This is a genomic window from Streptomyces malaysiensis subsp. samsunensis, from assembly GCF_024519315.1.
GTDB lineage: Bacteria > Actinomycetota > Actinomycetes > Streptomycetales > Streptomycetaceae > Streptomyces > Streptomyces malaysiensis.
In genome coordinates this window covers 51,179-74,519 of record NZ_JANIIC010000055.1, presented here as the reverse complement: position 1 = coordinate 74,519, position 23,341 = coordinate 51,179, and the positions used below count along the sequence as shown (strand labels likewise).

Annotated in this window: 25 protein-coding genes and 1 pseudogene; 11 read left to right on the top strand and 15 right to left on the bottom strand. The window is 71.1% G+C overall.

What is annotated here, in order from left to right; all coding sequences use genetic code 11:
- Window positions 1-84: 84 nt before the first annotated feature.
- A complete protein-coding gene (locus NQU54_RS36170) occupies window positions 85-837 on the bottom strand; it encodes an SDR family NAD(P)-dependent oxidoreductase (RefSeq protein ID WP_257634711.1) in 753 nt (250 codons plus the stop codon).
- 113 nt (window positions 838-950) lie between these two features.
- On the opposite strand from NQU54_RS36170, the gene NQU54_RS49840 reads away from it, so the two are divergent.
- Together NQU54_RS49840 and NQU54_RS36160 are read left to right on the top strand one after the other, a co-directional pair.
- A complete protein-coding gene (locus tag NQU54_RS49840; RefSeq protein WP_257634710.1) occupies window positions 951-1,910 on the top strand; it encodes an AraC family transcriptional regulator in 960 nt (319 codons plus the stop codon).
- Between the two features lie 143 nt (window positions 1,911-2,053).
- The gene (locus NQU54_RS36160; RefSeq protein ID WP_257634709.1) at window positions 2,054-2,461 is read left to right on the top strand and encodes a CoA-binding protein; all 408 of its coding nucleotides are present in this window, start codon (window positions 2,054-2,056) and stop codon (window positions 2,459-2,461) included.
- A 32-nt stretch (window positions 2,462-2,493) separates the two neighbouring features.
- On the opposite strand, the gene NQU54_RS36155 is transcribed toward NQU54_RS36160, so the two are convergent.
- Window positions 2,494-3,048: a YbaK/EbsC family protein gene (locus tag NQU54_RS36155; protein ID WP_257634708.1), complete on the bottom strand. Its 555-nt coding sequence runs from the start codon at window positions 3,046-3,048 to the stop codon at window positions 2,494-2,496.
- 55 nt (window positions 3,049-3,103) lie between these two features.
- Window positions 3,104-3,676 (bottom strand): helix-turn-helix domain-containing protein, encoded by a 573-nt coding sequence (locus NQU54_RS36150; RefSeq protein WP_257634707.1) that lies wholly within the window; start codon window positions 3,674-3,676, stop codon window positions 3,104-3,106.
- Between the two features lie 99 nt (window positions 3,677-3,775).
- Between NQU54_RS36150 and NQU54_RS36145 the strand changes: the two genes are divergently transcribed.
- From NQU54_RS36145 to NQU54_RS36130, 4 genes are all read left to right on the top strand, one after another.
- On the top strand, window positions 3,776-4,642 hold the full coding sequence (locus tag NQU54_RS36145) for a DMT family transporter (RefSeq protein WP_257634706.1): 867 nt from the start codon (window positions 3,776-3,778) through the stop codon (window positions 4,640-4,642).
- Between the two features lie 133 nt (window positions 4,643-4,775).
- On the top strand, window positions 4,776-5,969 hold the full coding sequence (locus tag NQU54_RS36140; RefSeq protein ID WP_257634705.1) for an FUSC family protein: 1,194 nt from the start codon (window positions 4,776-4,778) through the stop codon (window positions 5,967-5,969).
- Complete coding sequence (locus NQU54_RS36135; protein ID WP_306279410.1) at window positions 5,906-6,457, top strand: VOC family protein; 552 nt, start codon at window positions 5,906-5,908, stop codon at window positions 6,455-6,457. Before NQU54_RS36140 ends, NQU54_RS36135 begins: the two co-directional genes overlap by 64 nt.
- Window positions 6,458-6,588: 131 nt before the next feature.
- Window positions 6,589-6,876: a glutaredoxin domain-containing protein gene (locus NQU54_RS36130; protein WP_257634704.1), complete on the top strand. Its 288-nt coding sequence runs from the start codon at window positions 6,589-6,591 to the stop codon at window positions 6,874-6,876.
- 281 nt (window positions 6,877-7,157) lie between these two features.
- Here the strand turns inward: NQU54_RS36130 and NQU54_RS36125 are convergent, their stop codons facing one another.
- The 4 genes from NQU54_RS36125 to NQU54_RS36110 form a co-directional block, all read right to left on the bottom strand.
- Window positions 7,158-7,850, bottom strand: coding sequence for a GAF and ANTAR domain-containing protein (locus NQU54_RS36125; RefSeq protein WP_257634703.1), 693 nt, complete (start codon window positions 7,848-7,850; stop codon window positions 7,158-7,160).
- A 23-nt stretch (window positions 7,851-7,873) separates the two neighbouring features.
- A complete protein-coding gene (locus tag NQU54_RS36120; protein WP_069867386.1) occupies window positions 7,874-8,416 on the bottom strand; it encodes a gamma carbonic anhydrase family protein in 543 nt (180 codons plus the stop codon).
- Between the two features lie 72 nt (window positions 8,417-8,488).
- Window positions 8,489-9,157, bottom strand: coding sequence for a DedA family protein (locus tag NQU54_RS36115; protein WP_069867387.1), 669 nt, complete (start codon window positions 9,155-9,157; stop codon window positions 8,489-8,491).
- A gap of 150 nt (window positions 9,158-9,307) precedes the next feature.
- A complete protein-coding gene (locus NQU54_RS36110) occupies window positions 9,308-9,760 on the bottom strand; it encodes a DUF4442 domain-containing protein (RefSeq protein WP_257634702.1) in 453 nt (150 codons plus the stop codon).
- Between the two features lie 95 nt (window positions 9,761-9,855).
- On the opposite strand from NQU54_RS36110, the gene NQU54_RS36105 reads away from it, so the two are divergent.
- Together NQU54_RS36105 and NQU54_RS36100 are read left to right on the top strand one after the other, a co-directional pair.
- Window positions 9,856-10,986: a DUF8017 domain-containing protein gene (locus NQU54_RS36105; protein ID WP_257634701.1), complete on the top strand. Its 1,131-nt coding sequence runs from the start codon at window positions 9,856-9,858 to the stop codon at window positions 10,984-10,986.
- A 73-nt stretch (window positions 10,987-11,059) separates the two neighbouring features.
- The gene (locus NQU54_RS36100; protein WP_257634700.1) at window positions 11,060-12,361 is read left to right on the top strand and encodes an MFS transporter; all 1,302 of its coding nucleotides are present in this window, start codon (window positions 11,060-11,062) and stop codon (window positions 12,359-12,361) included.
- On the opposite strand, the gene NQU54_RS36095 is transcribed toward NQU54_RS36100, so the two are convergent.
- From NQU54_RS36095 to NQU54_RS36085, 3 genes are all read right to left on the bottom strand, one after another.
- The gene (locus tag NQU54_RS36095; protein WP_257634699.1) at window positions 12,348-13,193 is read right to left on the bottom strand and encodes a spermidine synthase; all 846 of its coding nucleotides are present in this window, start codon (window positions 13,191-13,193) and stop codon (window positions 12,348-12,350) included. The genes NQU54_RS36100 and NQU54_RS36095 overlap by 14 nt on opposite strands.
- Window positions 13,194-13,431: 238 nt before the next feature.
- Window positions 13,432-14,604: an elongation factor Tu gene (tuf, locus tag NQU54_RS36090; protein ID WP_257634698.1), complete on the bottom strand. Its 1,173-nt coding sequence runs from the start codon at window positions 14,602-14,604 to the stop codon at window positions 13,432-13,434.
- A gap of 97 nt (window positions 14,605-14,701) precedes the next feature.
- Window positions 14,702-14,872: a hypothetical protein gene (locus NQU54_RS36085; protein ID WP_257634697.1), complete on the bottom strand. Its 171-nt coding sequence runs from the start codon at window positions 14,870-14,872 to the stop codon at window positions 14,702-14,704.
- Window positions 14,873-15,165: 293 nt separating this feature from the next.
- Between NQU54_RS36085 and NQU54_RS36080 the strand changes: the two genes are divergently transcribed.
- Window positions 15,166-15,939 (top strand): TVP38/TMEM64 family protein, encoded by a 774-nt coding sequence (locus NQU54_RS36080; protein WP_257634696.1) that lies wholly within the window; start codon window positions 15,166-15,168, stop codon window positions 15,937-15,939.
- Window positions 15,940-15,961: 22 nt separating this feature from the next.
- On the opposite strand, the gene NQU54_RS36075 is transcribed toward NQU54_RS36080, so the two are convergent.
- Entirely contained in the window at window positions 15,962-17,506 is a 1,545-nt protein-coding gene (locus tag NQU54_RS36075) for an MFS transporter (RefSeq protein WP_257634695.1), read from the bottom strand.
- A gap of 318 nt (window positions 17,507-17,824) precedes the next feature.
- Between NQU54_RS36075 and NQU54_RS36070 the strand changes: the two genes are divergently transcribed.
- Complete coding sequence (locus NQU54_RS36070; protein WP_257634723.1) at window positions 17,825-18,697, top strand: undecaprenyl-diphosphate phosphatase; 873 nt, start codon at window positions 17,825-17,827, stop codon at window positions 18,695-18,697.
- Window positions 18,698-18,963: 266 nt separating this feature from the next.
- Here NQU54_RS36070 and NQU54_RS36065 read toward each other — a convergent pair whose 3' ends face one another.
- From NQU54_RS36065 to NQU54_RS36055, 3 genes and pseudogenes are all read right to left on the bottom strand, one after another.
- Window positions 18,964-19,608 carry an HAD family hydrolase gene (locus NQU54_RS36065; RefSeq protein ID WP_306279401.1) on the bottom strand — a complete coding sequence of 215 codons (645 nt, stop codon included), beginning with the start codon at window positions 19,606-19,608 and terminating at the stop codon, window positions 18,964-18,966.
- 40 nt (window positions 19,609-19,648) lie between these two features.
- The gene (locus NQU54_RS36060; protein ID WP_257634694.1) at window positions 19,649-20,269 is read right to left on the bottom strand and encodes a flavin reductase family protein; all 621 of its coding nucleotides are present in this window, start codon (window positions 20,267-20,269) and stop codon (window positions 19,649-19,651) included.
- 197 nt (window positions 20,270-20,466) lie between these two features.
- Window positions 20,467-21,042 (bottom strand): annotated as a pseudogene (locus NQU54_RS36055) (DUF4185 domain-containing protein); the annotation flags it as partial.
- A 116-nt stretch (window positions 21,043-21,158) separates the two neighbouring features.
- Here NQU54_RS36055 and NQU54_RS36050 point away from each other — a divergent pair.
- Window positions 21,159-21,716, top strand: a complete 558-nt coding sequence (locus NQU54_RS36050; protein ID WP_257634693.1) for a hypothetical protein — start codon at window positions 21,159-21,161, stop codon at window positions 21,714-21,716.
- Between the two features lie 37 nt (window positions 21,717-21,753).
- Here the strand turns inward: NQU54_RS36050 and NQU54_RS36045 are convergent, their stop codons facing one another.
- Window positions 21,754-23,232, bottom strand: coding sequence for an FGGY-family carbohydrate kinase (locus NQU54_RS36045; protein WP_257634692.1), 1,479 nt, complete (start codon window positions 23,230-23,232; stop codon window positions 21,754-21,756).
- Window positions 23,233-23,341 lie beyond the last annotated feature (109 nt).

Here is a 23,341-nt window from a genome sequence, read left to right as displayed (position 1 = left end):
CCGTAACCCAGCCGGCCGTCCTTGTGATCCTGACCGCGCACGACAACCACCGGCAGAGCCGCAGCCCCAAGGTCTGCATCCTGCTCAGATCTGGTTCGTGCCACCGTCGACGTAGATGTTCGCGCCGACGACGTAGCTGCTCTGTTCCGAGGCCAGGAAGGCCACGACTGCGGCGGCCTCCTCGGGCTGACCCATGCGGCCCTTGGCCACGGTCGCGGCGACATTCTCCTTGACGGCCCGGGCGGTCTCCTCGTCACCGAAAGCGGCGGTGCCCCCGGGAGTCTCGATCCATGCCGGCGAGACCACGTTGACCCGGATGCCACGGTCCTTGAGCTCGTTGGACCACGTCCGCGCGAAGGACCGGACGGCCGCCTTCGACGCCGCGTACGCGCCGAACGCCTCTACTCCACGGTCGCCGGCCGTCGAACCGACCAGGACGATCGAGGCTCCGTCGTTGAGCAGCGGCAACGCCTTCTGCACGGTGAACAGCGTGCCTCGGACGTTGACCGCGAAGGTCTGGTCGAAGTGCTCCTCGGTGGTCTGTTCCAGCGTCACGAACGCACCGACCGCCGCGTTCGCCACGAGCACGTCCAAACCCTTGCCTCGCGCCTGGACCGCCTCGTAGAGCCGGTCCAGGTCCTCCGGCTTCGAGATGTCGCCGACGACCGCGGTGGCCCGGTCCGCTCCGATGGTCTTGACGGCGGCCTCCAGTTCGGCCTCGCGTCGGCCGGTGACGAACACATACGCGCCCTCGTCCGCCAGCCGTACGGCGGTGGCCAGACCGATACCGGTGCTGCCCCCGGTGACCACCGACGTCTTGCCTTCCAGCTGTCCCATGTGGGTGTCTCCATCACTTTCTCGATGCCGATCCGTTCGACGTCGAGAGTGCGACAGCTCGGGGACACTATCCACGATAGAGAGTCCGGCATCCTTTACGTATCGTCCAGGAGGTGTCGTCGGTGCTCGGCTTTCGGGATCCAGTGGCTGACGCGATCGGCCTGCTCAGGCCCCGCACGGTGATCGGGCCCAGCCTCCGGGCCGCGGGAGAGTGGGCTTTGCGCTTCGACACGTTCTTGCACGTGCGGATCGGGGGCCTCGTGCGCGGCACGTGCTGGTTGATCCTCGATGGGCATGAGCCGGTGCTTCTGCGGGAGGGTGACACCTTCATGCTGGGCAACCCCCCTCCTTACGTGCTGGCCAGCACGCTCGACGCAAGCCCGCGCCCCGCGGCGCCGGTGTGGGCCGGTGCCCAGGACGGGTTCGTGCGGATCGGCTCGGAGTCCGAGGAAGACCTCTACCTCTGCGTCGGGCACATCGCGTTCGACGACAGGAACGCGGCCCTCCTGACCGATCTTCTGCCGCCGCTCGTGATCGTCCGCGTGGGCGATCCTCATGGCGGGCGGCTCGCGCAGCTGATCGATCTCCTGGCCACCGAGGTCGGGGTCGCCGCCGCCGGCGGCCCGCTGGTGCAGAACCACCTCGCACAGATCCTGCTCGTGCACATGCTGCGTGCTCACGCCAGTCAGACAGACCGGCCCACCGGCTGGCTGGGCGCCCTGAACGAGGACGGCATCGGTGCCGCCCTGCGTGCGGTGCACGCGGACGTGGCCCACCCCTGGAACCTCAAGGAGCTCGCCGAGATCAGCCATATGTCGCGTTCGGCGTTCGCCCACTCCTTCAAGAACCACGTCGGGGTCCCGCCGTTGGAGTACCTGATCCAATGGCGCATGAGTCTCGCGCGCGATGCCCTCGCCCGCGACGCTCTGTCGATCTCCGAGCTCGCACGGGCCACGGGCTACCTGTCCGAGAGCGCGTTCAGCACCGCGTTCCGCCGTGTGGTCGGCTCATCGCCCGCACAGTTCCGGAACCAGGCACGGCAGCCACCACGCTCGGCCGCGAACGGAAGCTGAAGGAGGCGTCCTGTGCTCAGCCGCGCCGCTCACACTGGCGACGAAGTGTCGCCGTCGACGCGGACCGCGCCTCGATGGGAATCCCTGGAATGTGATGCTCGTTGTGGCGGACAGGTTGTCTGTCCCACCCGCAGGAGGCAAGCATGTACGGCGACGCGGAGACGGTCCGCAAGATCCTCACCGAGGTGGGCGACACCTGGGCCGTCGTGGGCCTGTCGTCCAACCAGCAGCGCGCGGCATACGGCGTCGCCGACGTCCTCCAGCGCTTCGGCAAGCGCATCGTGCCCGTGCACCCGAAGGCCGAGACGGTGCACGGCGAGCGGGGGTACGGCTCGCTCGCCGAGATCCCCTTCCCCGTCGATGTGGTCGATGTCTTCGTCAACAGCGACCTGGCGGGCCCGGTCGCGGACGAGGCCGTCGCCATCGGTGCCAAGGCCGTCTGGTTCCAGCTCGGCGTCATCGACCCGACCGCGTACGAGCGCACCCGCGCCGCCGGGCTCGACATGGTGATGGATCGCTGTCCGGCGATCGAGATCCCCCGGCTGGGCTGAGCCACCGCGCCGGGATCGGGAGCGCGGCCGGTTCAGGCGCCGAGACCCTCCAGGACGGCCGCGCCCGGCAGTCCGGCGAGCAGCTTGCCCGGGACGATGAGCTTGCCGCGCCGGCCGCCGCTGCCGATGAGCGCGTAGGGGATGTCGGCCACGGCGGCGTCCACCAGGAGCGGCCAGGCGGCGGGCAGGCCGATCGGGGTGATGCCGCCGAATTCCATGCCGCTCTCGCCCGTGGCCGTGTCCATCGGGGCGAACGACGCCTTGCGCGCGCCGAGGTGGCGGCGGACCACGCCGTTGACGTCCACGCGGGTGTGGGCCAGGACCAGACAGGCGGCCAGGGTGGTCTCACCGCCCCGTTTGCCCGCGACCACCACACAGTTGGCGGACTGCTCCAGCAGCCAGGAGCCGTAGTTCTCGACGAGTACGGCGGTGTCGGCCTTGTCCGGGTCCGTGTCCACGAACAGCACCCGCTCCACCGGCTCCGAGCCACGCCAGGTGCGCAGCGCGTCGGCGACGGGGGCGGTCAGCAGGTCAAGGCACTCGACGGCGGGACGGACCTCGTCGAAGGCATCCATCGGCGTACTCATGCCGCCAAACTAGCAGTCGGGCGGGGTGCGAGGGGCCGAGCCGGGTACGGCGGACTCAGCGCGCGGGCGGTACCGACACCGCCATGGTCATCTCCACCGGCACCGTCCCGTCGTTGCGGTAGGAGTGCGGGGTGTTCGCCTCGAACCCCGCGGAGGTGCCGGCCGGGACGGGGTGTGTCTCACCGCCGATGACCAGGGTGAGCTCGCCCGTCGTCACATGGATCAGCTCGACCGTGCCGGACGGATGCGGATCGGAGACGCTCTCGTCGCCGGGCATCAGCCGCCACTCCCACATCTCCAGCGGACCGTCCGCCTCGGTGCCGACGAGCAGTGCGGTGTAGCTGCCCGCCTCGGTGGACCACATCCGCACCGCCTGGTCGGGAGGGACGATGGTCACCCGCGGCCCCTGCTCGTAGTCGAGCAGGGTGGTGATGCTCACGCCGAGCGCGTCGGCGAGCTTGACCGTGGTGCCGACGCTCGGATTCGTACGGGCCTGCTCAATCTGGATGATCATGCCCCGGCTGACCCCGGAGCGGGCCGCGAGGGCGTCGAGGGTGAAGCCGCGTTCATTGCGCCACCGTTTGAGGTTGCGGCCGAGCGACTGCGTGAGCTGATCGAGGTCCGTCACGATCCGTTCCGTTCAAAATATTGAATGGCGTAGTCGAGTGCACTGAACTACTGTGGGCTGCACTCCCACGTTCACCACACTGTACGGCGAGGTTTCCCCATGTCCGCACTCTTCGCTCTCGCCACCAGCCTGCTCTGGGGGCTGGCCGACTTCGGCGGAGGGTTGCTCACCCGGCGCACGCCCGCGCTCACCGTGGTCGTCGTCTCCCAGCTCATCGCGGTGACCGTCCTCGGCGCCATCGTGGTGGCCACCGGCGGATGGTCCGAGGCGGGCCCACAGCTGTGGTTCGCCGCGGCGGCCGGTGTGGTCGGACCGGCCGCGATGCTGTGCTTCTACCGGGCCCTCGCGCTCGGCCCGATGGGCGTCGTCTCCCCGCTCGGCGCGCTCGGCGGGGTCACCGTGCCGCTCTGTGTGGCGCTGGTGCTCGGCGAGCGGCCCGGTCTGCTCCAGGTCTCGGGGGTCGTGGTGGCGGTGGCGGGCGTGGTCCTGGCCAGCGGTCCGCAGACCGGCGGTGTGCCCGTCCAGCGGCAGACGCTGCTGCTCACCCTGGTGGCCGCGCTGGGCTTCGGCTCGGTGATGGCGCTGATCGCCGAGGCGTCGAACACCCTGACCGGGCTCTTCCTCGCGCTGTTCGTGCAGCGGGTGTGCAATGTGGTGGTCGGCGGTGGCGCGCTCCTGGCCTCCGTACGGCGCGGCAATCCGGGGCTGCCCGAGGGCGGGATGGGCGTGGTGTGGGCGTCGCTGCCCGCGCTCGCCTTCGTGGGCCTCGCCGACGTGGCCGCGAACGGCACGTACAACCTCGCCGCCCACCACGGGCCGGTCACCGTCGCCGCGGTGCTCGCCTCCCTCTACCCGGTGGTGACCGCCCTCGCGGCCCGCGGACTGCTCGGCGAGCGGCTGCGCGTGGTCCAGGCCACGGGCGCCGGGCTCGCCCTGGTGGGGACACTGCTGCTGGCCACGGGCTGAACGGGCCTGGGCCCGACGGCTCCGGCCCGCACCGCCGTCCATGCAGCCATCCATACGGCCGCGCATGCGGCCATCCGGACAGCCATGCCTACGGCCATGCATAAGGAATCGCGTCCCAGGAACCCACTACGCCATGGGGCATGTGATCGAGCAGCTGTATGTGGTGCGGGCCGGAACCCGGGGGATCACGGACGCCGTGGTCCGGGCGTGGCGGGGGCCGGGGCGGGAGCGGGACCTGCTCGTACAGTCGCTGAAGGCGGCCGCGGCGGCCACGCTCGCCTGGGCGGTCTCGGGGTGGTGGCTGAGGGATCCGGTGGCCCTGATGGCGCCGTGGGTGGCGGTGGTCCTGGTTCAAGCCACCGTCTACCGCTCGCTGTTCAAGGGGTTGCAGCAACTGGTGGCCATCGCCGCCGGCACGCTGCTGGCGGCGGCGGCCGAGGCCCTGACGGGGAACACCCTGGCCTCGGTGGCCCTGGTGCTGCCGCTCGTGATGCTGCTCAGCAACTGGCCCCGCCTCGGCGACCAGGGCATCTACGGGCCCACCACCTCGCTGTTCACGCTCACCTCGGTCCCGGTGTCCGGCCTCACGGTCTCCCATCGGCTGCTGCAAGCGGTGCTGGGGGCCGCGATCGGTATCGCGGTCAACGCGCTGGTCCTGCCGCCGGTCCATCTGCGGGACGTACGGGAGAACCTCGGTGGTCTGGCGCACGGTGTGCGGGAGGCCCTCGCCCGCATGGCCGAGGGGCTGGTCCATGAGGACTGGTCGGAGGAGACGGCCGCCGACTGGCGGCGGCTGTCCGACCGTCTCCAACAGCGGCTGGAGAGCCTGCGATCCGCGCGGCTGTGGAGCCATGAGAGCCTCCGGCTCAATCCCGGGCTGCCGCGGAGGTCGCGCGGGAAACCGCTGCCGCTTCCCGCCGAGAGCGAGGACCAGCGGTGGGGAGCGATCGTCGCTCAGATCGGCGGGGTCACCACCACCATGACCGATATCGCCGACGAACACCGCACCGTTCCCGCCCCCGATCAGCAGGCGCTCGGCGAGTACGGCCGGCTCCTGTGCGACCTGGCGGCCGCGTGCGGGGCCCGGGCGGATCTGATCTGTCCGCCCTCCGCCCCAGGGGAAACCCGCGCCCGGCTGGACGAGGCGCTGAACTCGGTGGAACGGCGCCACGGCGCCCTGCACAAGGAACTCGGCGACGCGCGCGGCGTCTCCACCGCCACCACCGCCGTTCTCGGCACCCTGCTGATCCAGGCTCAGAACATCTGGCATCACCTCGCGCCGGACACCTGGCCGCGGCACGGATCCATGAGCGGGGCGGCACCGTAGGCGTCGGCCCGCTCCCGTTCGGTCCGGGTCGCCGCGCCGCGCTGGCCGCCGACCCCGACGGCGCCGTCTTCGGCTTCTGGGCGGGGGAGGCGCTGCCCGGCTGGCCGTCGAATCCGGACAGCGCCCCGGCCTGGCTGGAGCTGCGGACCCGTGACGCGTTCGCGGCCGCCCTCTTCTACGGCGAGGTCTTCGGCTGGGCGTCCCCGGACGCCAGTTGCTCCGTGGAGTACGAGAACGACGAGGTGATCGTGCGCGAGGCGGGGCGCAAGCCGGCCGTGGTCCACGGCGGCGCCGTCGAGCAGGCCCCCGACCCCCGGGTCCGGCCGCGCTGGTACGTCCACTTCCGCGTCCCCGATGTGACGGCCGCCGTGGCGGCGGCCCGCGCCGCCGGTGGCACCGTCGCCCTCGCGCCGGCCGCGTCCGCCACGGGCCATCAGGCGATTCTGCGCGACCCCGACGGCGGGCTGTTCACCGTCACCACCGTCTGACGGACGGCCCGCCCCGGCCGGGGCTCGGCGAGATGGCACGCATGCCCACTTCCCCGCCAGGGCCTCCGGGAGCCAGCACGGGCACGGGTACGCTCGGTGCGACCCCCGCGGTGGCTGAGGGAGGGGATCCGGTGACGGCGGACCATGCGGACCGTGACGGTGTGGTGGTGTACTGGCGGCCCATGTGCCCGTTCTGCATCCGGCTGCGGCTGCGACTGCGCTTCACCCGGCTGCGATACACCGAGGTGAACATCTGGCGGGATCCGGAGGCGGCCGAGCTCGTCCGGCTGATCGCGGACGGGAACGAGACCGTGCCGACCGTGACGGTGGCGGGCCGGGGCATGGTGAATCCGTCGATCGGAGAGCTGATGGAGGCGGTCAGGGCCCACGCCCCGCACGCCCTGCCCAAGACCGGCTGACCACGTGATGAACCGGGCATCGCTGGGTACCCGCCCCGCACGCCATCGGCGCGAGCCCCCGGGGGACCACGGTGGCCAGGCCCTTCCGGTCCAGACCGCGGGCCGGAAGAGCCGCTCCGGCTGACGCGTCGGCTCCGGCCGGCGCGTCAGGCGTCGGGCTGGAGTGTCAGCCGTCGGCGGACTGGAGTGTCAGCCGCCCGTCGGCCGACGTGTCAGGCATCGATGGGCCGACGTATCGGCCGTCCATGGGCGGATGTGCCGACTGCCCATGGCCCGGCGGGTCAGCCGTCGATGCCGCCGCTCTCGCAGATCTGCCGGGCGATGTCCCGCAGCTTGACGTTCCGCTCCTGGGACACCCGCCGCATCAGCGCGAAGGCGTCATCCTCGGTGATCCTCAGGCGTTCCATGAGGATGCCCATGGCCTCCCCGATGGTGTGCCGAGTCTCCACCGCCTGCTGGAGCTGATCGGCGGTACGGGCGCTGGAGAAGGCGACCGCGGCATGCGAGGCGAGCAGCCAGCCGGCCGTCTCGCTGGCCTTGGTGAAGGCGGCGGGGCGCCGCGAGTAGACGTTCAGGGCGCCGAGGTTCTCGTGCTCGGTGTAGAGCAGGAACCCCATCATGCTGCCGATGCCGAGGCCACGGGCCTGGCCGACGTAGTCCGGCCAGTACTCCTCGGGCTGGGAGAAGTCCTTGATCCGGAACACCCGCTCACCGCCCAGCCGACGGGCGGCGTCGAAGCAGGGCCCCTCGCCGAGCCGCTCCTGGAGCCGGTCGGACCGGACGACCAGCCCGTCCGTGGGGGCGAGGGTCTCCACGTGCCTGCCGTGGAGCACCAGAATGCCGGCCGCGTCACAGCCCTCCACGAGGTCCACCGCGGCTTCGGTGATCCGCTCCAGGGTGGCCTCCACGGATTCCTGCGCCAGCAGGTCCCGCGCCATCGTGGCCATGCGCTCGGCGAAGCCTTCCCAGTCCATGACCACCATCCGATCACATCGGGCTACTCGCCGTCTCCGAGTGCTTCCCGGTACTGCTTCGCCCGCTCCGCGTACACCTGGGCGTTCAGCCTGATGCCTTCCCGCTCCTCCTCGGTGAGGGGTCGCTTCACCCTCGCCGGCACCCCGGCCACCAGCGAACCGGGCGGTATCTCCATCCCTTGCGGTACCAGGGCCTGGGCGGCGACCAGCGATCCCGTGCCGACCCGGGCGCCGTTGAGGACGGTGGCCCCCATGCCGATCAGCACATCGTCCTCGACGGTGCAGCCGTGCACGACCGCGTTGTGCCCGACGGAGACGCGCTCGCCGATCGAGACCGGGAATCCGGGGTCGACATGCACGGTGCAGTTGTCCTGGATGTTGCTGTCGGCGCCGAGGACGATGGGGCCGCCGTCGCCCCGCAGCACCGTCTGGTACCAGATGCTCGATCCGGCCGCGAGCACCACGTCGCCGATCACCACCGACGTGGGGGCCACGAACGCCTCGGGGGCGATCCGCGGCTCCTTCCCGCCGATTCCGAAGATCAAGGCGCGCACCGTCTCTCCCACCTGGTCGTCCCCTTCGCATTTCCCGCCCGACCGGTGAGACCGGTGAGACCCGTCCGGCCGGTCCCGGCCGCCTCAGTCACCGGCCGGGACCGGCTCCGGCTCGGCCGTCTCGGCATCGGCCGTCGCGCCCGCGGCAGGCCCGGCCTTCTTGGAACGCCACTTCATGACCAGCATCGAGCCGAGACCGAAGAGCAGGGCCAGCACCAGGCCCAGCCAGGAAAAGCGCTTGAGCCAGTCCTCCGCGACCTTGCCCACGGAGTAGATGACCGCGGTGGTGCCACCGGCCCAGACGATGCCGCCGAGCACATTGGCGATGAGGAACTTCCAGTACGGCATGCGCAGCACACCCGCGAGCGGCCCCGCGAAGATGCGCAGCAGCGCTATGAAACGGCCGACGAAGACCGCCCACATACCCCACTTCTGGAAGGAGCGCTCGGCGGTGGCCACGTGTTCGGCGCTGAAGTGCTTGGGGAATTTCCGGCCCAGCCAGTTGAGGAGTGGCTGGCCGCCCTTACGGCCGATGAGATAGCCGATGGAGTCACCGATCACCGCGCCCGCGACGGCGCACGTCCCCAGGATGTAGGGGTTGATGTGGTCCTGGGAGGCCGCCAACAGCGTCGCGCTGACCAGGACGATCTCACCGGGAAGCGGGATGCCAAGGCTCTCCAGACCGATGACGACGCCCACGAGCAGATACACACTGATCGCGGGCACGTTCTCGAGCCATTCTTGGATATGCAACGCCGGTTCCTCCCCATGTGGCGACCGCTTCCCGGCGTGCGCCGGACGGGACGCGGCACACGCCGAGAAGCCTACTCAATCGGCGCGCGGTCGCCATCATCCCCAAGTCGTGCTCCCGCCCGCGTCGAGTCCGGCGAAAGGAGGAGCTGATCAGGTCTGGGGGCGCAGGGTCCACACGATGGACATCTCGCCGGTGACCGCGCCGTCCTCGCGGGTGATCGCCACGTTCACGGGGAATTCGGGGCGCTCCCCCGCGTCCAGTTCCGCGACCACATCGGCGGCGGGCCGGCCGAGGGTGGCGGTCGCGGTGACGGGCCCCTTGGCGAGCTTCTTGTAGCCGATCTCGGCACGCACGGCCAGCGGTACGGCACGGCCGAGCTGATCGCCGAACGCCGCCAGCACGACGGCGCCGCTCGCGGACTCGGCCAGGGTGAACATGGCGCCCGCGTGGGGGCCGCCGACGTGATTGTGGAAGTCGGACTGGTCCGGCAGGCTCAGCACCGCGCGCTCGGGCGACGTCTCGAGGAACTCCAGGTTCAGGGTGCGCACCATGGGCACCGTGGCGGCGAGCATCTCGCCGACGGAGGGCAGGGTTTCTGACATGCCCCGGAAGTTACCACTCGGTAGGAACACGGGAAAGGGCCGGTTCAAGGGGCAGCCGTAGCAGCTGTCGTCAACCCCCTCTATCGTTACTGGCCATGTGGCCAGGACAGCAGCCGCCCGGGGGCGAGCAGAACAACCCGCAAGGTCAGAACCCCTATCAGCAGCCGGGATACCAGCAGCCGGGATACAACCAGCCCAACCCGTACCAGCAGCCGGGGTATCAGCAGCCGAATCCCTATCAGCAACCACCCCAGCAGCAACCGCCCCAGCAGCAGCCGGGGCAGCCGCAACAACCCGGCTACGGCCCGCCGCAGGGTCCGCCCGGCCCGCCGCAGGGTCCGCCCGGTCAGCAGTGGGGCGCCCCGTCCGGCCCGCCCGGCGCACCGCAGCCGCCGCGCGACAACAAGAAGCGCACGGCCACCATCGCCATCGTCGCGGCGATCGCGGTCGTCGCGGCCGCGGCCATCACCGGTGCGCTGGTCCTGGGCAAGGACGACAGCGACGGCGGTGACGAGTCGAAGGGCAAGGACAAGACGCCCGCCGTCACCTCGTCCGCCCCGAAGTCCGAGGAACCGGCCGAGGACCCGGCCGGCGGCGGTGCGGACAACCCGCGCGCCGGCGGTGACGCCGGCGACGTCAAACCGGTCATACCCGGCTGGAAGCCGGTGGTCAGCGCCAAGCGGCACAACGCCTTCGACGTCCCCCCGGACTGGACGGTCGAATCGCCGGGGCTGAGCACCGGGTTCGAGGACGACAAGGGCAAGCCGCTCGTCGTCATGTCCGCTCCGGCGAGGTTCAAGAAGGACTACTGCTCGGTCAAGGACAAGGACGGCTACACCAACAAGAGCCATGCCGCCGGGGCGGGCTCGAAGGGCGCCCAGGGCGCCAAGAGCGAGGCGTCGGCCGCCAAGATCGAGGCCGAGAACTGGGTCTTCGCCGCCTTCGACCAGCACCAGACCGGGACCCGCAAGGTCACCGAGGCCAAGAAGTTCACCAGCGCCCATGGCCTCAAGGGCTACACCTCGACGGCCACCGTCACCGGGGTGAAGAAGACCGACAAGTGCACCACCGACGGCAAGTCGGTCACCGTGACCTACACGGACACCAACGGCGACTTCGCCACCTGGGTCCTGTACTCCGTCAAGGGCACCAAGGAAGAGGTCCCGGAGTCCACCATCAAGAAGATCATGAGTTCGCTGCGGCCGATGAAGTCGGAGGTCTCCTGACCGCCTGACCGCCTGATCACGGCGGCCGGAATTCGGTTGGACGCCGGGGCCCGCCCCCAGGGATAGTCCGGATGTGACGACTCCTCCGGCCCCGCGCCTCCGATCGCATCGCCCCGCGTGGGCCGGCCGCAACTACACACTGCTGACCACCGCCGCCGTGGTGACGGGCCTCGGAAACGCCGGAGCCCTCATCGCGGCGGCGTTCGCGGTTCTGGAGGCGGGCGGGGACGGCGGCGACGTGGGGCTGGTGGCGGCGGCCCGCACCCTTCCGCTGGTCGTCTTCCTGCTGATCGGCGGCGCGTTGGCGGACCGGCTGCCCCGCCACCGGGTGATGGTCGCCGCCAACAGCCTCAACTGCGTCTCACAGGCCGCCTTCGCCGTGCTCGTCCTGTCCGGCGAGGCACGGCTGTGGCAGATGGCGGTGCTCTCCGCGCTCGGCGGCACCGGGCAGGCGTTCTTCTCCCCCGCCGCCGAGGGCATGCTGCTCTCCAGCGTCACCCGCCAACAGGCCGCCCGCGCCTTCGCGCTGTTCCGGATGGGTGTGAACGGTGCGCAGATCGGCGGGGCCGCGCTCGGTGGCGCGCTGATCGCGGTGGTCGGCCCCGGCTGGGTGCTGGCCGTCGACGCCGCCGCGTTCGCGGTCGCGGGCGCCCTGCGCTCCCTGCTCGACGTCAGTGCCGTCCCGCGGCGGGAACCCGGCGGCGGTATGGTGCGGGATCTGCGCGAAGGCTGGCGCGAAGTCGTCGGCCGGCCCTGGCTGTGGTCGATCGTCGTGCAGTTCTCCGTCGTCAACGCCGTGGTGGGGGCGGCCGAGTCGGTGTTCGGCCCGCTGGTGGCCGAGGACCATCTGGGCGGGGCACGCCCCTGGGGGTTCGCGCTCGCGGCGTTCGGCGCGGGCACCGTCCTGGGCGGTCTGCTGATGGTCCGCTGGCGGCCGCGCCGGCTGCTGCTCGCGGGCTCCCTGAGCGTGCTGCCGCTCTCCCTGCCGTCGGCCGCGCTCGCCGTACCGGTGCCGGTTCCGGCGCTGGTCACGGTGATGTTCCTGGTCGGGGTGTCGATCGAGGTGTTCGGGGTGTCCTGGATGACCGCGCTGCACCAGGAGATCCCCGAGGACAAGCTGTCGCGGGTCTCGGCGTACGACTGGTTCGGCTCGGTCGCCATGGTGCCGCTCGCCACGGCGCTCACCGGCCCGGCCGAGGAGGCGTTCGGCCGGACGGCCTCGCTGTGGGGCTGCTCGGCGCTGATCCTGGCGCTGACGCTGGCGGTGCTGACGGTCCCGGACGTACGGCGGCTGCGCCGGAGCGAGACCACGCCCGTCGCCGAGGGCGGGCCGACCGCCGAGGACACCGCCCCGAAGCCGGTCAGCCCACGCTGAACGCCCCGCCCGGCGGCTCGGGCGACGGTACGGCGTCCTCGTCCCGCACCGGCGCCGCGCGGCCCATGAAGCGCTCCAGCTCCGCCCCGTACTCGACCCTGGCCGGGAAGGCGTCGGCGGCGGTGCGGCGGGCCAGCGCGGCGACCGGCGGTTCGGTCTGTGCGGCCACCAGCACCGCGTTGCCGAACCGGCGGCCGCGCAGTACGGACGGCTCCGCGATCAGCGCGAGATGGGCGAACGCCGTGCGGTAGGTGGCCAGTTGGGAGCGAAGGAAGGTGAACGGCGCGCCGTCGGCCAGATTCGCCGTGTACCAACCGCCCGGCCGCAGCGCCCGGGCCGCGGCGCGGGCGTACTCCACGGAGGTCAGATGCGCGGGCACCCGTGAACCGCCGAAGACATCGGCCACGACGACATCGGCGGACCCCTCGGGCGCGGCCTCCAGCGCGGTCCTGGCGTCCCGCGCGGACACCGTGATGCCCGTCCCGGACGGCAGCGGAAGATGCTCGGCGACCAGCTCCAGCAGCCCCCGGTCGGCCTCGACCACCACCTGGTGCGAACCGGGGCGGGTGGCGGCCAGATAGCGAGGCAGCGTCAGCGCCCCGCCGCCCAGGTGCAGTACGTCGAGCGGGGCGCCGGGATCTGCGGCCACGTCCAGGACATGGGCGATCCGCCGCGCGTACTCGAATTCGAGATGGCCCGGATCGTCCAGGTCGACATACGACTGCGGGGCGCCGTCCACCGTGAGCAGCCAGGCGTGCGGGCGGTCCAGGTCCGGCATCAGCTTGGCGGTGCCACCGTCCACGGCCCGGCTCACGGGTATCGGCTCGTTCACCCCCTCATTGTGCCGTCACGCGCGGCCAAGCGGATCGACGGAAGTCGGCTGCGGTTCGGTGGCGCCCCGAAGGGGCGCGGGGCTGTGTCGATGTGCGGCTCCGCCGCGTGGGCGCGACCAGCCACGACGGCGCTGCGGACGATCGACGGCAGGTCAGGGTACTTCCAGCGGAGCGCTTAGGCGGCCTCGCCCGTCCGCCTCTCGCTCGGGAGGGGCGGACGGGCGGGCCCGGTGCTGGTCACGGCAGCACGGTGGTCACCGTCCCCGCGCCCACCGTGCGGCCGCCCTCGCGGATCGCGAAGCCGAGGCCCGGCTCCAGCGGTACGGCGCGGCCCAGCTCGACCGTCATGGTGACCGTGTCACCGGGGCGCGCCACCGCGGTGGCCCCGAGGTCCACGGTGCCGACCACATCGGCCGTACGGAGGTAGAACTGCGGACGGTAGCCGGTGGACACCGGTGTCCGCCGGCCGCCCTCGGCCGCCGACAGGACGTACACCCGCGCCGTGAAGCGCCGCCTCGGTACGACGCTGCCGGGCGCGGCCACCACATGGCCGCGGCGCACCGCGTCCCGCGCCACCCCGCGCAGCAGCAGCGCCACGTTGTCGCCCGCCTCGGCCGACTCCATGGGCTTGCCGAAGGTCTCCACTCCGGTGACCACCGTGGCCACATCGGTGCCCGGCACCTCGATCCGGTCGCCGACCCGTACCGTGCCGCGCTCGATGGCTCCGGTGACCACCGTGCCGCGTCCGGTGATGGTCAGCACGTTCTCCACCGGTAGCAGGAACGGCGCCCGGGTGTGGCGCACGGGCGTCGGCACATAGATGTCCACGGCGTCCAGCAGCGCCTCGATCGCCCCGGTCCAGCGCGGGTCGCCCTCCAGCGCCCGCAGCCCGGAGACCCGGACGACGGGCGTGGTGTCGCCGGGGTAGCCGTGCGCGGAGAGCAGCTCGCGCACCTCGAGCTCGACGAGGTCGGTGAGCTCGGGGTCGCCCGCGTCGGCCTTGTTGAGGGCCACCACGATGTGGTCGACGCCGACCTGGCGGGCCAGCAGCACATGCTCGGCGGTCTGCGGCATCACGCCGTCGAGCGCGGAGACGACGAGGATCGCCCCGTCGAGCTGGGCGGCGCCGGTCACCATGTTCTTGATGAAGTCGGCGTGGCCGGGCATATCCACATGCGCGTAGTGGCGGGTCTCGGTCTCGTACTCGACATGCGCGATGTTGATGGTGATGCCGCGCGCGGCCTCCTCCGGCGCCCGGTCGATACGGTCCGCCGGTACGAACGCGCCGGTGCCGCGCTCGCTCAGCACCTTGGTGAGGGCGGCGGTCAGCGTGGTCTTGCCGTGGTCGACATGGCCCATGGTGCCGATGTTCAGATGCGGCTTGGTGCGCACATAGGTCTGCTTGGACATGCGACGGTCTCTCCTCGTCAGCGGGGGTGGGAAGCGCGGACCCCAGAACCTCGCCGACCCTCCCCCTGGGGGATCCGTCGGAGTTGTCCGAGGAGGGTCAGCTTCGGGCGCCGTGGAGGCAGATGGCGGGAAGGGCGGCGGGCGGGTCCGTGGTGAGGGCGGCGACCGCGGCCGGAGCGGGAGAGAGGACGGCAGCCTTCGGCGCGTCCGCGACCGCGGACGTCGGCGTGAGGAAGGCGAGCCGGAACATGCTGTGATCTTCGCGCACCGTACGGTCCGCGTCGAATGGTTTTCGGTGCGTACGGGGTCGGTGGGGCCGGTGGTCCGGGAGCGGACGACCGGGGGCACGGAGGCGGTTGGCCGGGCGTCCGGCCTGCGCGTATGAGGTGTGCGGCCCGCGGCGTTCGGGGTGTCCCGCGACGGCCCGACGGGCCGGTTTCCAACGGTCCGCGGGCCGGTTTCCAACGGTCCGCCGACCCTATGTCGACGGTATTCCGACAATCGGACGACAACGCGACGACATCGCGGTGCCCGCCGGGCCCGGTCGGTTACGCTCCAGCGGTGCTCGATGTCGCCGCACCGCCCGCGAAACCGACCACCCGCCGGGCCCGCGCCGTGCTCCTCTCACCGTGGTCACGGCTGGGGCTGCTCGCCGCGCTGCTCACGGGTTCCGCGATCGCGGTCTGGCTGTGGGAGCCGCAGCGGCTGCTGACCCAGGGCTGGCCGCCACAGCTGTCGGGCGCGACGGCCGTGGTGCTGTTCACGGCCGCGTACGGGGTGGGCACCGCGGCGCTGGTGCCCCGGCCGCTGCTGAACCTGGCGGCCGGTGCGCTCTTCGGCATCCGGACCGGGCTGATCACGGCCGTCGCCGGCACGGTGATCGGCGCCGGGATCGCCTTCGGTCTCGGCCGGCTGCTGGGCCAGGACGCGCTGCGTCCGCTGCTGCGGGGCCGCTGGCTCACGGCGGCGGACCGCCAGCTGAGCCACCACGGGTTCCGGTCCATGCTGGCGATCCGGCTGTTCCCCGGCGTGCCGTTCGCCGCCGCCAACTACTGCGCGGCCGTCTCGCGGATGGGCTGGCTGTCGTTCCTGCTGGCCACGGGGTTGGGCAGCGTGCCGAACACCGCCGCGTACGTGGTCGCGGGCAGCCGCGCCACCACCCCCACCTCCCCCGTCTTCCTCCTCGCGCTGGCGTTCATCGCGGTGCCCGCCGTCGCCGGGGCGCTGGTGGCCTGGCGCAAACGCGGCCGTCTGCGGCCCGCACGGCCCGGGGAGCGCCCCGGGGAGGACGCGGCCGCGGGCGGGACGCCTGACGGGACGCTGCCGCGGGTCTGATGGCCGCGTCGTGTGCCGGGCGTCAGCCGCCCGCTCGTCCCGGGGCGGAGGCGGCCGCGGCGCGGGCGGACAGCGGTTCGGCGATGTCCTCGAGCGGGCGGCGTTCCGCGGGGACGGCGAGGAAGGCGGCGACGAGCCCGGCGGCGACCATGAGCGTCGCCCCGATGGAGAAGGCCAGCACGGTGTCGGCGACGACGCCGCTCTGGGTCAGCTCCGAGAAGATCAGCGGACCGCTGATGCCTCCGGCCGCCGTGCCGACGGCGTAGAAGAAGGCGATGGCCAGGGCGCGCGTCTCCATCGGGAAGACCTCGCTGACCGTCAGATACGCGGAGCTCGCACCGGCCGAGGCGAAGAAGAGGACCACGCACCAGCAGGCGGTCATCGTGGCCGCGCCGAGCCAGCCGTTGCCGAACATCCAGGCGGTGATGAACAGCAGCACACCGGAGAGGATGTAAGTCCCCGAGATCATCGGACGGCGGCCGACCGTGTCGAAGAGCCTGCTCAGCAGGAGCGGCCCGAGGAAGTTGCCGAAGGCGATGACCACGAAGTAGTAGCCGGTGTCACCGCTGGGCACGGCGAAGAACCTCACCAGGATCGAGCCGAAGCCGAAGGTGATGGCGTTGTAGAGAAACGCCTGCCCGATGAAGAGGGCGAGTCCGAGGACCGCGCGCCGGGGATACGCCCGGAGGACGGTCCGGGCGATCTCGATGAAGCCGGTGCTCTTCCGCGTTCTGATGGTGATGGCCCTGTCCGGTTCGGGGAGGCGCCGCCCGGTCTCGTCCTCGATCCGCCGTTCGGCCGCCGCGACCAGTTCGTCGGCGCCCTCCGCCCGGCCGTGGATGAACATCCAGCGCGGGCTCTCCGGGACGTTCCGGCGGACCAGCAGGATGACCAGGCCGAGGACGACGCCGAGGGCGAAGGTGAGCCGCCAGCCGACGTTCAGCGCGAAGAAGCTGGTGTTGAGCATCAGCACGGAGAGCAGCGAGCCGCCCATCGCACCGAGCCAGAAGCTCCCGTTGATGACCAGATCGACACGGCCCCGGTATCTGCTGGGGATCAGCTCGTCGATCGCGGAGTTGATGGCCGCGTACTCCCCGCCGATGCCGAAGCCGGTGAGGAAGCGGAACAGGAAGAACCACCAGGCCGAGAAGGAGATGGCGGTGAGCGCGGTGGCGGCCAGATAGACCCCGAGCGTGATGAGGAAGAGCTTCTTGCGCCCGTAGCGGTCGGTGAGCCAGCCGAAGACCAGCGCCCCGGTGCAGGCCCCGGCCACATACAGGGCCGCCGCCATCCCGGTGACCTGCGCGTCGGTTATGGTCAGCCCGCTGCCGGGCTCGGAGAGGCGGCTGGCGATATTGCCGACGACGGTCACCTCGAGACCGTCCAGGATCCATACGGTGCCGAGGCCGACCACGATCATCCAGTGCCAGCGCGACCAGGGCAGCCGGTCCAGTCGCGCCGGGACCTCGGTGGTGATCGTCCCGCCGGGGCCGGTCCTGGCTCCGGCCCCATCCCCGGATCCCTCCCCTCGATCTCCCTGTCCTCCGTCGTGCCCGCTCGCGGTCATACAGTTCGGCTCCTCCGGCTGTCCTCGGCTGTCCATAGCTGTCTGCGGCTGTTCAGGCGCTGTTCAGGGCCGATCCTCGGCAGGGCGCCCGCGGCCGGGCGGCCGAGCGCCGAGTACCCGAGGTCAAAGCGATGAACCTATGGTCTGACCAGGCCCTTGATGGGCCGCGCAGCCGGGGACGCTACGCTGCCCCCCAACCGGCTGTTGATCCTCGACCGCCGGCTTCCCGCCGACCATCCCGCCCTGAATCGGTCACGCCTGGTTATCCATGGCTATGAACTGATCAGCGCACGATCAGCCTTGGATAGCGAAGACTCAATGTCGTGGTTCGAATCATTCATCCTCGGGCTGGTCCAGGGGCTGACTGAGTTTCTTCCGATCTCCTCCAGCGCCCATCTGCGGCTCACGGCCGCGTTCGCCGGCTGGAACGACCCTGGGCCCGCCTTCACCGCGATCACCCAGATCGGCACGGAGCTCGCGGTACTCATCTACTTCCGCAAGGACATCGTCAATATCGTCTCGGCCTGGTTCCGCTCGCTCTTCAGCAAGGAGTGGCGCGGCAACCACGACGCCCAGATGGGCTGGCTGGTGATCGTCGGCTCGCTGCCCATCGGCGTGCTCGGGCTCACCCTTCAGGACGCGATCGAGGGTCCGTTCCGCGATCTGCGGCTCATAGCCACGACCCTCGTGGTCCTGGGTATCGTGCTGGGCTTCGCGGACCGCCGTGCGGCGCGCGATGAGACCGGCGGCCGGCATCGCGTCGCCAACCAGCGCAAGACACTGCAAGAACTGAACATCCGCGACGGCCTGATATTCGGCGTCTGCCAGGCGATGGCGCTGGTGCCGGGCGTGTCCCGGTCGGGCGCGACGATCAGTGGCGGACTGCTGATGGGCTACACCCGTGAGGCGGCGGCCCGCTACTCCTTCCTTCTCGCCGTGCCGGCGGTGCTGGCCTCCGGTGCGTTCGAGCTGAAGGACGCGTCCGAGGGCCATACGGAGTGGGGCCCGACGATCTTCGCGACGGTCATCGCCTTCGTGGTCGGATATGTGGTCATCGCGTGGTTCATGAAGTTTATTTCAAGTAAGAGCTTCATGCCGTTCGTGATCTACCGGATCCTGCTGGGCATCACACTCTTCGCGCTGGTCGGCTTGGGTGTGCTGAGCGCCCACGCGGCCGAGTCGGCGGGCTGACGCACCCATGAGGGCAGGGGGATGGGCCGCCGGCCGAGGAGGGAGGAGTCCGGCGGCCCCTTCGCTCAGGTCTGGCGCCCCCTGAGCGGCATGGGACGAGTCAATCGCCATGCGGGGCATCTGGGAAGGGTGTGCGGTAGATATATGCAGGCATTCACATCACACCGGGTGTGAATTCCTCACCCAGCGCGCACCTCTCCCCCGGGCTGCCACACCATCCGAGCTGCCGCGCCATGGGTCCGATCACACCGGCGGTTCGGTGACGGTCACATCCGCGGTTCGGTGACGATCTCCACCAGCCGGTCCAACGAGTCGATCCGCCAGTCCGCCATCGCCGCGTCGGCCGTATCGGCCCATAGATACGCCCACGGCCCCCGGCGGATATGCGCGGCCCGCAGCCCGGCGGCCTTCGCGGGGCGGATGTCGAAGGCCGGGTAGTCACCCACGTACACCGTGTCCCCGGGCGCGGCACCGCCGAGCTCCGCCACCCGCCGGAAGAACTCCGGATCGGGCTTGGCGACCCCCCACTCACTGGATGTCGCCACGGCGTCGACCGGCAGCCCCAGGCCGCGCAGCAGCTCACCCGCCCGCAGCGACTGATTTCCGGCCAGGACCACCCGCAGCCCCGACGCTCGCAGCGCGCCGAGCGCGGACCGCACATCCGGGTACAGATCGGACTCGTCCAGCCACTCCCCACGGCCCGCCGCCTCCCGCGCCCGCCGCTCGGCCTCGATGTCCACGCCCGGCCGCACCAGCCGGATCGCGTCCCCGTCGTCCCGCCCCTGCGCGACCACGGCCCCCACCAGCGCGGACAGGGTATGCCGCGGCACCCCGAGCCAGTCGGCCCAGGCACCCCAGTAGCGGTCCTCACGGACGAGGGTCGAGCCGATGTCGAACACCACGCTCTCCATCACCCCGGCCCTTCCCTCCGGTTTCTCCGGTCGGTGCGCCTCACGCCTGCACCGGCCCCCGGCCCTCCCAGTCCTCATAACGGACCCGGGCGAGATCGCGCACATCGCCGACCGTGCCCCATTCGTTCTTCCCCAGCCGGGACAGCGGCCGCAGCCTGGAGATCTCCGCATGCCCGTCGACCATCACCTCGTCGTCGACCACGGCATGCACCACCCGCCCGAGGACCACCGTCGAATTTCCGAGCCCCAGCGTGCCGTGCACCACACACTCCAGCGCCACCGGCGACCCCGCCACCCGGGGTGGCTTCACCCGCGCACTCGGCTCCTGCGCCACCCCCACCGCCTCGAACTCGCTCACCCCGTGCGGAAAGTTCGTCGCGGTCGCGTTGACCTGCTCGAACAGCGCCTCGGGGGCGAGGTTCACCACAAACTCCCCGGTGTCCTCGACATTCCGCAGCGAGTCCTTGCGTCCCACGGAGGTGAACTGCACGATCGGCGGATCCACGGCCGCGACGGTGAAGAACGAGTGCGGGGCGAGGTTGGCGGCGCCATCCCCGCTGACCGTGGACACCCAGGCGATCGGCCGGGGCACGATGGTGGAGGTCAGCAGCTTGTAGAACGGGACGGGGCCCATGGTCTCGGGGTCGAAATCGATACGCATGGGCCCCAGTATCCGCGCCGGTGGCGGCGCACCCCAACGGGGTCAGCGGCCAGGTGCAGCCCCACCAGCTGCTCGGCTTGCGTTCGTCGTTTCCCGTCGCCCGAGGCGCGTTGGGCCGGCCATCCCGGCCGCCAGGGTGATCGGTAATCCGGATTTACGCACGGTGTGCTCCTCCGCGGGTGTCGGTGGCGGCGTGCTCAGGCGGCCAGGCCGTTGATCCGGTACTGCATCACCCGGTAGTTCCGGTCGTCGTACCACTGGCTCACGGCGAGGTGGAAGTCGCCGAAGGTCGAGCCCGGGACGATGAAACCGCCGTAGGGGTTGGCCACCGCGTTGCCGGACTCGTTGCCGGACTCGTTGCCGGGAGTGGTGGGGACGATGAGGGGCTGTTCCGGGGTGGCGAACAGGTCGCTTGTCGGCAGGGCGAAAACCTGGGCGCGGATGTCAAGGGGCTCCATGTTCAGCCAGGTCAGGGCGTACTTGCCGCCCATCGCACGGAAACAGATCTCCCCGGACCGGCGCCGGGCGGTGATCGTGGTGGGGTAGTTGCCCCAGCCCCAGGAGCCGTTCGCATAGCCCCACGGCTGGTACGCCGCCGGGTCGCCCAGTTGGTCCTGCCGGACGCGGTGGAGCAGGAGGTCGGATGCCACGTCCCGGTTGAACACGCTCGACAGGACGTAGCAGTAGCCGTCGTCCGCGACCGCGTAGGTCTTCTGCTGGAACTGGCCTCCGTACTGGTCCCCGGGCCACTGGCACAGGTACTGCCACGTCTCCACAGCACCGAGTAGTCACATCCCGCCTTGGTGAGGCGGCTGCCGGCGAGGTTCAGCAGGCCGACCAGACCGGGGAACTCACCGCTCCAGTTGGCCACGACCAGGATCGGGCCCCGGTGGTCGCGCAGACCGGCGAGCACGTGGTGGCTGTACTGCCAGACGGCCTCGACGACGATGAGCGGGGCGTCCTCGGGTATCCGCTTGAAGACCTCGATCCCGGCGCGCTGGCTGTCGATGAACCCGTGCCCCTTGGCCTGGTCGACCGGGTGGCCGCGGCGCACCTTCCGGCCCAGGTCGGTGAGGGCCGCGGCGAGGTCGCCCTCCAGCTTCTCCTGGGTGGGCCAGCAGGTGACGTTGGCGGCGGGGCGCAGATCGCCGCTGGCCACGGTGTAGACGGTGTTCGGCTCGGCGGCGAGCGGCCGGTGGAGCTCGGGCAGGGTGTACGCGGTCATGCGGTCTCCGTTGGTGGTGCGTCGATGGTGCGCGCGGTCCGTGGCGGGGCCGACGCGGGTCGAGCGGAGTCGGTCACCGGTGTCACTCTCGGCGGGAAGGCGGCTGTGGCCTCCGGCCGGGGCGCATCGGGGTGTGGCCTCTCGGGGGCGCCCTTATGGAGGGCACCATTCGGAAGGGGGGCGCTCAGCCCTCCTGAAGTGCGAGCGCTTCAGCCCTCCTGAAGTGCGAGCGCTTCAGCCCTCCTGAAGTGCGAGCGCTTCAGCGCTCCTGGAGTGCGGCCAGGGCGTGGACGGTGGCGGCGGTGTCCGGGTACAGCCGCCGGTAGAGGGTGTACAGCTCGTCGTAGCGCCCGGTGTGCTCGGCGCGGGGCGTCACCGTCTCGCGCACCGGGTTCCAGTCCTCGATGGAGGCGTCGCCGACGAGTTGGGCGGCCAGCAGAGCGTCGCCGTAGCCGGCGCCGATGGTGATGGTGCGCAACTCCTGCGGGCGGCCGGTGATATCGGAGACGATCTGTGTCCACAGGGCGCCCTGGGTGCCGCCGCCCACGGCGACCACGCGGCGGATGTCGCCGCCGACCGCCTCGATGACCTCGATGTTCTGGCGGACCGCGAACCCGGTGGCTTCGAGTGCGGCCCGGTAGAGGTCTCCGCGGGTGTGGGACAGGGTCAGTCCGGCGATCACTCCACGGGCGTCCGGGTCCATGATCGGGGTGCGCTCGCCGGAGAAGTACGGGAGCATCAGCAGGCCATTGGCGCCGGGGCCCGACTCGGCGGCCAGCGCGGTGAGTCGGGCGTGGTCGCCGTCGGCGAACAGGTCCCGCAGCCAGTTGGCGACCGCGCCGGAAGTGGCCATGCCCCCGGCCAGGTTGCGGGTCCCGGGCAGGGCGCCGACCGTGCCCCACAGCGACGGGCTGGTCAGCGGCTCGGGCACGGTGTGGATGAGGAACATGGTGGTGCCGTACATCAGCATCAGATCGCCGATGTTCTGCGCACCCACGCTCAGCGCCTCGGCCCAGGCGTCGACAGTGCCGGTGGTGACGGGGATACCGGCGGGCAGACCGGTCGCCGTGGCGGCCTCGGGGGTGAGGGTCCCGGCCGCCTCGCCGGGCCAGCGCAGTGGCGGCAGTTCGATGCCGGGGGCGACATCGGCGGCCCAGGGGGCGTACCACTCGCGGGTGTGCGTGTCGTACAGCGGGGTGCACTGGCTGGCCGAGTGGTGGTCCAGGACGTAGTTGCCGGTGAGCTGCCTGACCAGCCAGGAGCTCGGCATGTACAGCCGCCGGGCCCGCGCGTAGAGCTCGGACTCCTCCTCGGCGATCCAGGCGATCTTGGGCCCCGCTGCCTGTGTGGTCAGGGCGGAGCCGCCACGGCGCATGATCTCATCGGCGCCCAGCCGTGCCGCGATGCGCTGGATCTGGTGGACGGAGCGGGTGTCCACACCGTAGAGCACGGCGGGGCGCAGTGGGGTGTCCCGCTCATCGGCCAGCAGGACACACGGCCCCATGCCGCTGACCCCGACGGCGACCACGGTGGTGTCATCCGCGGCGGTCAGCTCCCGGGCGAGTTCGATGAACTCGCGCCACCAGATGGAGGCGTCCATTTCGAAGCGGCCGGGGCCGGGCCGTGCGGGGGTGTGCTCCCGTGTGGCCGAGCGGATCAGCGTGCCATCGAGACCGACGAGGACGCCCTTGCTGCTCGAAGTGCCGATGTCCACACCGATGACTGCGTTGTGAGGCATGGCGAGCACGCTGACAGAAAACGATTTCATCGTCAATTGTGGAGTCGGTCAAGACGTCGGGCTTGAAGTGACCTGGTGACGGGCTCGCGGGCGCGCGGGCTTGCGGGAG